We start from the raw sequence: 13,519 nt of genomic DNA on the forward strand, positions 1-13,519 counted from the left end.
TGACTGTCAGCTTGCTTAATAACAAAGTCCGACACCCAGGCACCGACCAACCAAATTCAATTTTTCCTTCGATATGATTGATCAGACGTTCAGGCACTCTGAAAAATGCCTCATGAATCAACCTGACCCAACTTGCTGCACAGAGCTCGTCTGTGAGTTTTGGTCAGCTGCATGATCTGCTTTAGACGACTTTTTCTGTGCACTGGAGAGGGCATTAAATTGGCGTCCCAATGATCGTGCTGCCCCAATCCAGATAGCAAAAAACAGCAGTACGATAACGGCTACGTAGGGAGCGATAGCCACCAGTGAGCCCAGGGAAATTATTAATACTTGCTGTATGATCGAACCTGTCGATTTGCCGGTCGGGTTACCAATAACGTCAACTGCCGCCTTACCTTTCACTTTTTCTTCAGGATCAAGCGGGATGTAGCTCATTTCCTTAGTGGGGTCGAACAAAGAGTACTTGGTCGATTTACTCATGATGTTTTGTATCCCCCCCAATATGACAGTGAGCATCAATGGGGTAATACCCAGTGTCAGAAATAAAATATCGGGTACGACATCCCTGAATAAAACAAAACAAAAAAACAAAGATCCGGTAATCAATAAAACCACCGGGGTGCACAGGGCAGCCACTGTCCAGCCAAATCGACGGATAACATTATTGGTAAAAAACAACATCATGAGAATAGTCACAATGCCTGTACAGGTGGAAAATAACCCCATGAACTGGTTGTACTCATTAGGGTTTGGATATTGCATGCGCAGCTGGTGTTTCCAGGTAACTTCAACCATGTTGATACAGACACCATAACTGATGACCAAAAGAGCAATACAGAACAGGTATTTAGAATGGATAATATGCAGAAAACTCTCTTTCAGGGATAACGATAATTTTTCCTTACTGGAAGCTACTATATCATCAGGCTGATAAAGCCTTGAATCTGTCAGTACATAGCGATTGATCCACCAATAAATCACCATAATCAAAATGCCACCAATAGTAAGTACACCCGTCATTAAATTCAGGGAGTGCTGCCAGGGGTCAATACCCTCCGCAAGATTTCCACGAGCTTGTGAAGCGTAGTAGACAAACAATCCGGCAGTAGGTAATGCCAAATTCCCCATCATGCCGAAAAGCGCATAAAAGCGTTTAGATTCTGAGATGCGGTTAATATGATTGGCGAAGCCCCAGAACAGCAAAGACAGACAGACACTACCCCAAAGCTCAGACATGACGTAGAAAAGAGAAAACGTCCAATTGCGCATAACTGCAATAAGCCCCATAAACCCACTCGGTAAAATACTCTGCAAGTAATCTGCAAACTCTGTTGGGTGTAGCACTTCACGGGCTGGATAAAGAACCAGTGCAAAAAAACAAAAAAACGACAGAAAACTTGATACAACTAAATAAAATAAAGAACTCCTTTTAAATACATTACTGAGTTTTGCATATGTAATCGTGAATATTATCGCAAAAGGTACATTCACCCATAACTTCAAAAAAGGGATTATCTCTGCCCCCGAGCCGGCACCAGTAACAACCAGAGTGTCTTTCGTGTCTCGCAATATGGTGTAATTAAAGAGTATCAGGTAGAACATCAGAATCATCGGAATAAGCTTTTTAAGCTCAAAGACATAGACAGGCCAAAGCCTGCCTCTCCATTTACTGAATTCGGTATTGTCTGACATCTGATTATCGCCCTGTGACTGATAAATTCTGAAACAAACTCACTTTATCTAGACGAAAAGGTTAAATACGACAACTTTTTTCTACTATATTCATTAGCAAAATCGAAATGAACTCAGGCTCAATCGAGGCGAAAGCTCGTTCTCATGATCTCCGTGGGATTTTATTCCTGATCCTTTTCGAAGACACATATATGAGCTGTCGCGCTGGGACTCTCGGGGTCGAAAAGTATGGGAATCCTAACTTACACGACACTCTCTACAGGTCTTGGAGCGGTCGAATTACGGTGAAGCTCAACAACCAATATCTAAAACCGGTTTTACAATCTTTCAGGTGACTAATGAAGAAAATGACGGTGAACTTGATCATCACGTTGCTACTATCTGGTCAATCTGCTTTTGGGGCAGAGAAGCAGGATGATGACGAACATCAGTTTTACATAACAGATTATCTTAAGACAGGCGTCGCCTGGGGACTAATCCCCCTGGGCTCAGAGGTAGCTGTCAGTTCTCTTGAGCACTATCTAAAGTCTTATAAATCTGATTTTCTGGGTAAGCTACTGGACATTCACAAAAATAATGTGCAAAGAGCCATGAGCCAACACCTCACTGATAATATCAGTGCCCGTCTGGAAAGTATCAGTTATAAAGCACTATCTGATAGTCATGTAACCAAGAAGACTGATGAACTGCAAACAGATTTGCTTTATCGCTCGCTATCAACTTTTTCAATATTGAGTTTTCATGCGCAAAAGGCCAGAAAAACCTATTTCCGGCTACTCGACATTATTGACACTGTGTCTTCCTCCGCAAGCCTGGCTATGGCGAGAGGCGATGAAGATACGGCCGCAGCATTGATGGCATTTAATGCCCAATCTATGGTTTACCTTCATCCGGAGACTAAAGCCCTTGACGTTTTCGACAGTGTTTACGACAGCTTCAGCCGGGCCATTGACTGGCGTAAGCACTCAGGTTTCAGATCTCGAATCACATACTACCTGAAAGCTATGGATCCGCTGATGAAACAGTCGGCCATTATGGGTCTTAGATATTGCAACATCCTGAATCAGTGGAAAGTGAGTAATGTTGATTGTCACCAATATGAGAACGAGGCGATAGATGAGCTGAAAGTTCTTGCCTCTAATTCTAACACCGGTGAAACAGGGTTTATTAAGTCACTGCTCAAAAATGTTTCGAAAGATCAAATCAGAAACAGTATTTTTATTTTAGGTGTTTCTGTGCCCGGAACTTTCCTTTATTTTGTTGATAAACAACATCCCGCTGTTATAGCGATCGCTAAACACTTTTCCAAAATAGTCGGACTGTCAACTACAAAAGAAAATATGGAACGCTTCGCTTCCCAGTCAAGGCGCTCCCTTGAAAACTGGGGTGCTATTAATACCGGGTCTTCGGTCAACAGAACATCCGGTATCTCTGAGTATACCAACCAGTATTTCAGCACTTTGCAAAAAAAAGCAGGGATGATCCTGGCTGAGCAACCCAACTTTGCCCGGTCAAATAGCCAGAGGGCGCTGGAAATACTGATTATCCACTTTGCAGATGCCTACAGAACTCCCTCCGAAAAATCCCGTATTTTAGCCGGTGCCCTGGTGCAGAATTATCGGGAGATCGTTGAAGTCAATGCCGGGGACACACTCATGAGAAGCCTTTTGTTGGCTTATCAGCCCCTTAAATCTGCATCTGAAGTTAATGAGATCTACAAACAGGTTGAAATTCTTGACCCTCATTGTTTTGACTTTGAAGGGTACAAGAAGCTTGCTGAGAGTTGGGCCAAGGCGTCTTTGGATGACGTAAAATCTGTTGCCTCCCATTCAAAGATAACCAATAACCAGACGGATAGTTGCCCCGCAGAAGGCTGCCCCCCCGAAGAGATAAATAGACCCGAAGAAGATTCTCCATTCTATTACCACTATTTGCCTGACAGAGAGACTGTGGCGACAGCAACAATACATGGTGCGGCTCTCGGGTATTCATTGATAACCGCTCTGATCAAGCCTCTCACAATTAAGAAACTTACACCAAAAGCCAGTGGACTTTATCGAGTGGAAAAAACTGAACCTTTCTGGCAAGTGGCCAGTTATTACTTCCTGCTATCGATGATTGAATTCGGACTTCGTTCGGTGGGTGAGCCTGCAATTGTGCATCTGCAAACTGTGGTTAAAAACTGGATAGGCAGCACAACCGGCATTCTTGATCCGGAAGACCAAGAGATTCAGAACGAACTCGCCGCCAAGGTGAATGTTGTACACCGGAAACTCAGCATTGAAGCTCAAACCAGTCGCTCCTATAAGATGACGATGGAGGCCATGCTGGTAAAATGCTGGTTACTGGCGAGCACCCTTTTGACTAATCAGGAGAAAAACTACACAGACTCAGCCAGAGTCGTTGCTTACTCCGCTTATGTCCTCAGATATTATCATCCGGAATTTAAAACCAGCAGTACGGTCATCTCTGCCCTGGCAAATGCGCGATTGGGCAGTGCTCTTAACCAGCTACGACAAAAAAACCTGATGCCTCTTTATGCAAAACAGGTTTTACTTCACCTTGCCGAGCTGGATTCAGACTATGCCGACAAAACTATTAAGGCAAGTTATCTGGACATATTAAACAACTGGGGTATTGAATGTGATCAGGAGGATACAGAATATGCTCAGGATGTCCTGGATTCTTGGGCGGTTTATGGCGAATACATGCTTGGAATCACAGGCTTTGTAGTGCAGGCCTCACTGAAAGCTTATTTCCACTACGCAGATCTGGTTTCCCGCTCAATCGTCAACTTTTTGGCCAATATTTTTGAGTTCGGAACAACAGACCCTCTCAGAAAAAGAATTTATGCCCATTCTCGCAAGGCAATGCTGAATGTTGCGGCATCCCATAGCCAGCATGAGCAGATGGCAGCAGATTATGCCAACGAAGAGTTAACACAGTCCTTTCGACGTCAAAAATTCTACCTGGGCAAACCAGAGCTGGATGCCCGTACCCAGCTGGTACAAATAATTACGTCTGTCATTCATTGTTTTTCAGAAGCCCGTTTTTTAATAGCTGATGACGAAACAGAGAAAGCCACTGACCTGATAGCTTCAGGACTGGTCAGAGTCATTTTATACGCTCCAGATTTATCTGGAAATGATATCCATCTGAAAAAAGCATTGATCACCCTGACAGCTTCCTATCGTGATGATCTGAATGATCTGAGCGAAAATATTCTCAACAAAGTCAGTGAGCAATTAAAAAGTAAAGCTCCTGTTGATAGCGATATCTACTCTGACGGCATGATTAAGGCAAAAATAATGGAACAGGCTTGGTCAATGCCTGAGGAAGGTGAGAGTTGAGAGCATGGCGAATCTTCTGTATGGAGTGTTGAACAGTTTCAGCTCCACAGCCCCGGTATGATTGGGTGCTGACCAACCCATCCGGATACACACGACTAATGACGTAAAAAACAGCATCACCACGGGGCGTCAGTTTCTTTGCAGCCAGCTTTTCAAACTTGAAAGTTAGCCAGACTGGCTATAATTGTCCCTTTAATAAATCAAAAGAGCAACCAATGGAACACTACCGGGAATACTTTGTTCGGCAAATTTTATTCGTTGCTTACCTGCTTATTCTTTCCACAAAGGTGTCAGCTAATCACACATGTAACCACTGTGAAATACCAGAGCAGAAATGTGACTGCAAGAAGGTTGAAGCACTTGGTCCGGAAAAATCGGTTGATATAACAACACTGAGTTTGCAAAATCCCACCAGTATCACTCCCGATATTGAATTAGCCTCTCATCTCAGTAATGGGTTTTATCAGGCATTAATGCCAAACCCAAACATTGGCTCGCCTGAAACCCCTTCATTTACCGTGCTGTTGAACAAACAGTACGATCCAAGCCCAATGGCAGGCTATCTCAATGCCATGGGAGCTGTGTTGATAACAGATACTCAAAGTACTGAAATAGACCCAAATTTTGTATTTGCCATCCAAGACAGGGAAACCGTGCAAGGTGATATAGAAACTCTGGAGTTTCTGTACGCTACAACTTTTAGTGATCAACCGCTTAATGATTCGCATCATGAACTTATTCCTGAAGAAATAACTGAACTTGGTCAACAAATTCGTCATTGGATTAACAGCAATCTTCGACTGGAAATGAATACCTATCATTTTATTTATTTTCAAACGGAAGATTACAGCGAAGTAAAATACGGAATCTACGTCTCAGCAGGTGGAAACATTTATTTTATTGCCAGATCTGGTATTCATCAATTCAGGGATGGGGGGACTCTTTGCCTTCATCTACATGCAATGCTTTACCGTTTTAAAGTGCGGCAGGTCAGGTATGTAACAAACTGTTTTAGAAAGCGGTACTCACGACTTAAATCTGAGTGACTTTACTGCTTTCACTGTACCCCGGCTGGCGAAATAGCCTCGAACCCCTCCAGCAACCCAACCCGTCACTTCAAACTCAAAACGGTCAAAAATTTGTAGTTTGAAGGGTTTAGAAAAGCTTTTCAGCCCAAGCTAACAACCCCCCTGTATCTCAACAGAAGTCTCGCCCCCAACCAGCAACCAGTTTTCAATCAGGTCGGCAATAATATCCAAAGGCAATTTGTATCGCCCCCCCAGAGCGCACTCCCATAAAGTCAGCACCCTCCAGCCAGCGGCTTGAAGATTCATGAGGTTTCTTTTATCTCGCTGCTGATTCCCCGTAATTTTTTCCTTCCAGAATTCCGTTCTCGTCTTGGGCCACCTAAACACTGGACAATCGTGTCCATGCCAGAAGCAGCCATTAACCAGAATAACGGCTCGGTATTTCGGAAAAACAATATCGGGCTTTGCTGGCAGAGTTTTTACATTTAACCTGAAGCGGAAGCCTCTGGAGTGTAACAGCTTCCGAACCAAAATCTCTGGCTTAGTATTCCTGTTTCTGATTGCCCGCATATTTTTACTGCGTATGACAGGCGTATGAACATCTGTCATGCTGATACCAGAAACAAACCAATGCTATAGCTCAGGGAGTTCATGAGTAAGGCTCATCAACTTTGTACGAGCAACGTAATGTTTCATGACGTCAAGAAGGCATGCATAGCAACAGTGAATCGCATTAAACACCCCATGGTCTACATGAAAATGTAACTGAATGCCCTCATCTGCAGTTTTCATCAACTCATATCTCTTAACCGACAAGTGTCGTTAGCCGAGTCAACCTAATAACGGTAAGATCACTGTGACCTGCCACAAAACAAACACCTACCCCTTACTCGTTCACTAACGATGAATAAAGTTCAGGCAGCTCATCCCATCCATAACCCGCTGTCAGGTCATCCCGGGAGACCAGCTTTAACTCAAAATGCACCTTACGCTGTTGCCACAATGGTATTTTCAAACGCAAGGCAGACCCCAGGCTAAATAGCCAGAACCACTCATCCGGATTGGCAAAAACCGGAGTACCTGTCTGCTCTTCCGTGAGGTTCCCCCTCTGCACCCGCTCCGCTTTGAGGATCGGATAAATATAGTCCACCCGTCGCTGAACACCATCATCGACATCCAGAGCTACTGCAAGGTAACGAGCTTCGGTAGCGATATGTTGCTGGACTTTCTGCCGCTCAAAGGCGATGAGCTTTGTGTGATAAAACCGGGCATCGCCGTTTTCAAACTGGTTGATATACTCCTGATTCCGGTCAGGCCCTAACTGGCTTGCCAGAATAGTCAGTCCCTGATAATGAGCGATGGAATAACCTTTACCCGGAATTCGTGCAGCATCCTCCACAAAATACCGTTCACTGTTCGCATACGGATATTTTGTCTCAGGAACCCCCAGTTTTTGTTGCAAAAAAACAGATAACCAATGACTCCCCTTGTTATCAACCTGAGGTAACAAACTAAAAGCACCGATACCCACTTCATTAATCGCGACACTGTATGGGTTGTGTTCACAAAGCTGATTGAAATAGCCCGGATACAACACATAGGCACCAAACACCGGACGGGTTTTCACAAACCCTCTGTCATCAAACTTACTGCGATGAATCAGGGCATCCCGATAACGGTGCATTTGATTGATGGCATCGTCGGGCACCCGGTCGGGGCCTGAGCGGGTTCCCTGATCATCCGCCGGTGTCTCAATCTGATACTTGGCATCAAATAACCAGATAATCCCGGCCCCGTCAGGAAAGGTAGCCTCGAGCAAAATATCCGGTTTTTGAGTCACCAACCAGGTTCTGATCTGGTCGTCTTTCTTTCTGAATATCGGTTCATGAGCCAAACGGATTTTCACCCCGTCAGACCGTCTGAAATGAAAAGCTCCGGCCATCCCATCCTTCAACGAAACACGGATCCCAGTGCCTAACAGAGGTATCCGTCCACACGGAACCTCCTCAAAGCCCAGGTCCACAATAATCCTGCGTATCTCCAGAAAACACCAGACTTCGTACATCTCTGCCACGTTGCGCAAGGAGAGTTGATCGGCCCCATCCAGAAGCTCGAGATACCATTTAAGCTGTTGCCAGATTTTATAAACTTTCGCGTAACCAGGCTTTTGCTGTAATACCAACGACTCCCGCTTCAGCCCCCGGTATTCCCCAACGTCCCTGAAAAATGGCTGTTTCTGAAAATGCCGCAAAGCCTTCTGCCAACTTTCCAGCTCTTTCATAAAGCTGGCGGAAAAACGCACTTTACCCGATTCCGCCAGACACGCCAGCTGTTGAACCCGGGTAAGTCTGGTAATGCCATGACCAATCACCGCTTTAATAAAACGGTTTTCCGGCGTATCCACGTTGAGTTGCTTTTTGCTCAGCGTAAAAGACTTCTCATAATTTTTATTGGCCTTTTCCAGCGCCAGTCGCTCTTCCTGCTGTCTGGATAGCCTGCCCCTCAAACGGCTCATCGGAACGGTGTGCTTATGCTCCATCAACCGACTATGGGGTGCATTCACCACATGCTTCAGCCCGGCCAACAACTCCTTATGAAGGGATTCAAATCGTGCAAACCACAACAACAGGAATTGGGAGTGCGGCTTTTTAACGGCGCTTAATGAATGACGGGTGCTTTCTGCCAATGAGAAACGCCACAGTGGAAATACAGCATCAACAGCCTCGTTCATTGCCCTGAAGTCCGACTGCATATCCATCTTCACCGGCAAAATATCGAAAGCAATTGACTGTTCGATGAGCCGCCCCTGGTAGGAATAGGCCAGTTTAAACTGAAAAGTACCGACATGATTGCCCGCATTGATACTTCCCCGTAAAGAGCAGCTACGGCGACTGAAATGAAAAGACTCTTCAATAACCTTTAGCTTATGTTGCACCGACGGCAGCGGATCTCCCTCTTCCGGTGGCTGGTGAAACAGAAACTCAATCTCGTAATATTTGTTTTCAAAGAAGACCGCTTCACCAAGGCATAATTCAAACACCGGCTCTGTAGTATGTTTTAACAATAACGGGGGAGAAAACCGCACCTCAGAAGTTGGCACAGCATTGCCACGTTCCGTCAGCGTTCGTTCCAGCCGCCGCTGACTGGAACGAATATCTTTTGACCAAATGACGCAATCAAAATGCCCGGTTTCAATAACGGCCAGTTCCGGCATAATCTCAACTCACTCAGGGCCAATAGCTGGTAAAGGTATGGCTCTCAAGCCGCGCTTTCATCCACTCCAGTTTTTTGCGGGAGCGACACGGGATGCCTTTTTTCACATCACGGAACAGGTCCGGACGCTGCCCATCCCAAATATCGGGCAATAATTCTTTGAGCTCGTCGGTCAGTTTATCCAACAGGTTAACCGCATCCTCACCGATCACCACTCGCAGCTTATCCTCATCACCATCAATGCGGGGCAGGACCTTGGTCATCATGAAATCATCCCAAACTGCCTGTAGCGTTTGCTCATCCCCGGGTTGCAAACACGCCACATAGAGCAACAACTCGTTCAGGGCACGATAGGCCAGTTCAAACGGGGTTCGTTTAAGCACCTGATTCACCCGGTCAAGAAAGGCTACCGTACGCTTTCCATCAGTGTCGAAGGTACCTGTCAGCTGCTCCCGCCTGGCCGAGGTCAACACTGACCAGTGAAATACTTTATTCTCCGGTTGTCCCTCAAAGAACTGACCATAATCATTAGGATAAAACTCGCCATAATCCAAAGTCAGCGCCCGGTCAATCACCTTTCGGGAAAAACCATGTGTGGTTTCATCCATATTAACGGTACCGGCCACCAACAGATTGGGTGGTATGCCGATGCCGTGCTGTTGAAAGTAATCCCACAGCGGATCTTCTGTCAGCCCTAAATCCGCCTGAAGCTTCAGGTCACCGGATTGATTCAGTGCCTGCAAGTCCAGCAACGGTTCACAACAATATTCTCCGGCCTCGTTAAAACCCCGGGTTTCCAATACCGATAGGTAATCCGCAAAATATTGCTCCACCGGTGCCAAATTCATCTCATCCAGACAGAGCCAATAGGGTGGTGAAGCAGAATTCAGAGTTCCGGCTCCGGCTGCGGAGGCATCAGGCGCAACCGACTTCCAGGCACGGATAATAAACGCGAGCACTTTGGTGGCAATGTATTTCGGTTTATCCACCCGGGAGACATAACCTAACAGATCAGAGGGCTCATGCCAGTCAGGCCTTACCGGGATCAGACAGAAGTTCCCTTCAGGGTCATCCGGATCATGGAACTCTGCCTGCTTTCGGATAAATCGGGATTTACCGGTACCGGAGATTCCGGCCAGAAGGAGGAAAGGTTTGGGGAGGTTGAGTCGATTATTTTCAGATACTTCTGCAGGTTCAACCGCACTCAACTCGTAATCACATATCCTCTTGATAGTTGAGTCATAACCAAGAATATATTTGTCAAAATCAAGATGAAGATAATCAAATAAAGGGGATAAATCATGTTCTTTACGATATGTTCGATCAATGTCCCGGAGCGTAATTTTTCCTGTTTCCAACGCTTTTAACAACGCCCCAACAACGATGACCGGTATGATGCGCAATTGGTTGCCTTGCGCCATTCGTATATAGATATTTTCTGCGTTTATTTTTTCTATTGTTAGTGATCTGCCCCCTTCACCGAGAACAACACCTTGCTTTATCTTCATCCGTTAACCGACGTCAGGCCAATAACAGGTAAGAGTATAGAAAAAAATAGCTGAAACATAGACGTTTATTAATGCTTGATCAAGATTACTCACACGAGGTTAAAAAACATATTGAACTCCCTCCAAAATTTCCTCTGCTCTGGTCAAAAAATCATTCATTAAGGGTCTTCTGTCTTTGGGAAAAATAGTCGTCATTATATCACTGCATTGCTTCCCTCATTCGCCGGAGAAGCGTTTATTTCGCCGACTATTATTCTCTGTTTAACCCGTAACATTCAAGATTGTTTTCACCACTCAGTAGCCACCATAACTGAAATACCGGCGCTAATCCGCATCAGACCAGCTCTCTGAGGGCATCACTTACCCTGACAGAATCGGGTGAAAACGTTTCCTTAGCCTCTGTCGACTGTGCTATCAGGAGAACCAGAGTTCGAAAGCTGGGCTCAAGTCCTGATCCCTGAAATTTCAAACATCTGTCTCATACTTTACCGGGCCCGGAGCAGTACTTTTTACCACTACGTTCTGAATAATCAAAAAGTTCACTGACAGCTCCCCACCCACATCGCTAAAAAAGTGCAAACCAAACACTAGTCCCAGAAAATAAAAACCACTGGCAAACCACTGATTACAAATAGGAAATCAGGTAGCGTACTTCAAAGTGGCCGAAGTCCGTTATTTAGAGAGGAGAGAGAAAAAGCGGCCCAAAAATGGCCAAAAATCAGCTATTTTAAGAATTTTCCAAGCATGCAGTTATAAGACAGTGGATTATTATCAAACAGGCAGGAAGCCAGAAATAACTACTCCCCAAACCGACAAAAAGCCCTATAAAAGCAGGGCTTTCTGAAAATGGCGCGCTCGGTAGGATTCGAACCTATAACCGCTTGGTCCGCAGCCAGGTACTCTATCCAGCAGAGCTACGAGCGCGTAATACTCACTTGTTCACTGGCGGTGGGTGGGCTGCCAGCCTTCTAAATAGTTTTTCTGATAAACCCAGCCATCTCCAATGATTGAACTTGACAAAGTTAACAATATTGCTAACCTCACCTTATGAGAAAATCAACCTGGCAAATCCATTTTTTCAGTGATCGCGTCGCCAGAGACATGGACAAACTGCCTGCCGGGATACTGGCTGATGTCATTGACCTACTTGATCAGGTTGAAGTTCACGGTCCAAACCTTGGCGAACCTCATACCAAACTAATGGGTCGAGGACTTTATGAACTCAGGGCTCATGGATCTGAAGGAATAGGCAGAGGTCTTTTTTGCAGTGTTAAAGGAAATCACGTTGTTATTTTGCATGTGTTCCAGAAAAAAACTCAAAAAACACCTAAAAAAGACTTAGATCTGGGGTATCAACGAATGAAGGAGGTACAGCATGGCAAACTTAAGTTATAAGGCATTTCGTAAGAAAGCACTTGAGCGCGAAGACGTACAAGCCGCAATGGAAGAGAAATCAGAGTTCTTCTCACTCCGCCGTGAACTGATTCGAATGCGACAGGAAGCCGGAATGACCCAGGAAGACATTGCCCAGGCAATAGGCACACAGAAAACCAGTATCTGCCGACTTGAAAGCACCAACAGCAAAACACTACCCAGCCTGGGTATGCTGAAAAAATATGCTGAAGCCACCGGGCACAAGCTCAACATCACTTTTTCTCCTGCCTGAAACTATACCTTGTCAGCAATAGCAGCGAATGTCGACAGACTCATTTCAGAGTCTGCTGACATTCATGACTTTATGTCAAAGCGATCAGGCTGCCTGCCAGTTAGAGCAAGAAAAAGGACATCCATATAATAAAGAAGCTGGACATCTATACAAGTCAAATATAAGGGTGTCTTATTATTTGGAAGGCGTAGGAAACAGCAAAAGAACAACACCTGAAAGTGTTGGCTCAGAAAAAAGGGATTACCAGTGTCAGCTATGCCTCCCGGATCTTACGCCTGACCACCCTCTCGCCAGAGATTCAGAAGGCCATCATTGATGGCAGAAGCTTGGGTGGCCTGATGCTGGCTGATTTTATGAAGCCCTTTCCCCTGCTCTGGTCGGAGCAGAAGAAGGCTTTGGGGATACCGGAGGATTGATGTATTCCCTCACTGTCTCAAGCTACTTTGAGTGTTACCGAACGACCTAATTTTTGTAGCATGTCTACCAATGCATCAATAGTGAACTTGCTGGCCTTTCCTGTCATCACATCAGAGACTCTGGGTCTGTTCACATTCAACAGTCGTGCAGCTTCTTCCTGTTTCAGCTGGCGATCTCTGATGGTCTTTGTAATTTCTGCCATCAGTTGAATCTTGAGGTCCGCCTTAATTTTACCCTCAGCTTCCTCTTTCAGTTTCTTTGCTTCTTCAGGGGAAAAGCCCAAGTCAGCAAAAACGTTGCCACCTGTTGGTGTCGTATGTCCGATGTTCTTAATACTCATCCGTCCTTCCTCCTTTTGCTACGTTCTGCCGGAACCTGCTTGTAACGGCGGGCTGCTACTTGCTTGTCGTGCTGACTGGTTTGTTGGGTTTTCTTTTGAAAACTGTGCAGCACGTATACAGCTTCCTCAAACTTGGCCAAATACATCACTCGAAAAGCACCACCTTCTCCCGAGATGATAATTTCCCTGACACCTGCTCCCACTGTCTTGAAATCCTTCCAGTGTTCAGGGTCAAGGTCATGCTGTATCCGGCTTAATTGATAACCCGCTTCTCGCTTGGCCAAATCCGGGAATTCAAGCAGGTC

11 protein-coding genes and 1 tRNA gene are annotated in these 13,519 nt (G+C 45.4%); 5 read left to right on the forward strand and 7 right to left on the reverse strand.

Annotated features, from left to right (window positions below; all coding sequences use genetic code 11):
• Positions 1-117: 117 nt before the first annotated feature.
• A complete protein-coding gene (locus KDK17_RS09890) occupies positions 118-1,692 on the reverse strand; it encodes an NTP/NDP exchange transporter (RefSeq protein WP_257280781.1) in 1,575 nt (524 codons plus the stop codon).
• Positions 1,693-2,030: 338 nt separating this feature from the next.
• On the opposite strand from KDK17_RS09890, the gene KDK17_RS09895 reads away from it, so the two are divergent.
• Entirely contained in the window at positions 2,031-5,042 is a 3,012-nt protein-coding gene (locus KDK17_RS09895) for a hypothetical protein (RefSeq protein ID WP_257287980.1), read from the forward strand.
• A gap of 158 nt (positions 5,043-5,200) precedes the next feature.
• Entirely contained in the window at positions 5,201-6,088 is an 888-nt protein-coding gene (locus KDK17_RS09900; RefSeq protein ID WP_257275861.1) for a hypothetical protein, read from the forward strand.
• Positions 6,089-6,220: 132 nt separating this feature from the next.
• Here the strand turns inward: KDK17_RS09900 and KDK17_RS09905 are convergent, their stop codons facing one another.
• The 4 genes from KDK17_RS09905 to KDK17_RS09920 form a co-directional block, all read right to left on the reverse strand.
• Complete coding sequence (locus KDK17_RS09905) at positions 6,221-6,679, reverse strand: very short patch repair endonuclease (protein ID WP_257287981.1); 459 nt, start codon at positions 6,677-6,679, stop codon at positions 6,221-6,223.
• A 277-nt stretch (positions 6,680-6,956) separates the two neighbouring features.
• Entirely contained in the window at positions 6,957-9,284 is a 2,328-nt protein-coding gene (locus KDK17_RS09910) for a restriction endonuclease-like protein (RefSeq protein WP_257287982.1), read from the reverse strand.
• A gap of 13 nt (positions 9,285-9,297) precedes the next feature.
• Complete coding sequence (locus tag KDK17_RS09915) at positions 9,298-10,791, reverse strand: McrB family protein (protein WP_257275858.1); 1,494 nt, start codon at positions 10,789-10,791, stop codon at positions 9,298-9,300.
• Between the two features lie 847 nt (positions 10,792-11,638).
• Positions 11,639-11,715 (reverse strand) — tRNA-Arg (locus KDK17_RS09920).
• 177 nt (positions 11,716-11,892) lie between these two features.
• Between KDK17_RS09920 and KDK17_RS09925 the strand changes: the two genes are divergently transcribed.
• The 3 genes from KDK17_RS09925 (at position 11,893) to KDK17_RS09935 (ending at position 12,873) form a co-directional block, all read left to right on the forward strand.
• Positions 11,893-12,186 carry a type II toxin-antitoxin system RelE/ParE family toxin gene (locus tag KDK17_RS09925; protein ID WP_257287983.1) on the forward strand — a complete coding sequence of 98 codons (294 nt, stop codon included), beginning with the start codon at positions 11,893-11,895 and terminating at the stop codon, positions 12,184-12,186.
• Positions 12,167-12,457, forward strand: a complete 291-nt coding sequence (locus KDK17_RS09930) for a helix-turn-helix domain-containing protein (RefSeq protein WP_257274212.1) — start codon at positions 12,167-12,169, stop codon at positions 12,455-12,457. Before KDK17_RS09925 ends, KDK17_RS09930 begins: the two co-directional genes overlap by 20 nt.
• 221 nt (positions 12,458-12,678) lie before the next feature.
• On the forward strand, positions 12,679-12,873 hold the full coding sequence (locus KDK17_RS09935) for a hypothetical protein (RefSeq protein ID WP_257287984.1): 195 nt from the start codon (positions 12,679-12,681) through the stop codon (positions 12,871-12,873).
• A gap of 17 nt (positions 12,874-12,890) precedes the next feature.
• Here KDK17_RS09935 and KDK17_RS09940 read toward each other — a convergent pair whose 3' ends face one another.
• Both KDK17_RS09940 and KDK17_RS09945 read right to left on the reverse strand, forming a co-directional pair.
• Positions 12,891-13,214 carry a helix-turn-helix domain-containing protein gene (locus tag KDK17_RS09940; RefSeq protein WP_257274214.1) on the reverse strand — a complete coding sequence of 108 codons (324 nt, stop codon included), beginning with the start codon at positions 13,212-13,214 and terminating at the stop codon, positions 12,891-12,893.
• Positions 13,211-13,519: type II toxin-antitoxin system RelE/ParE family toxin (locus KDK17_RS09945; protein WP_257287985.1), on the reverse strand; the 309-nt coding region annotated here is incomplete at its 5' end. The genes KDK17_RS09940 and KDK17_RS09945, both read right to left, overlap by 4 nt.

Origin of the sequence: Endozoicomonas sp. SESOKO2, assembly GCF_024606245.1 — a bacterium.
GTDB lineage: Bacteria > Pseudomonadota > Gammaproteobacteria > Pseudomonadales > Endozoicomonadaceae > Endozoicomonas_A.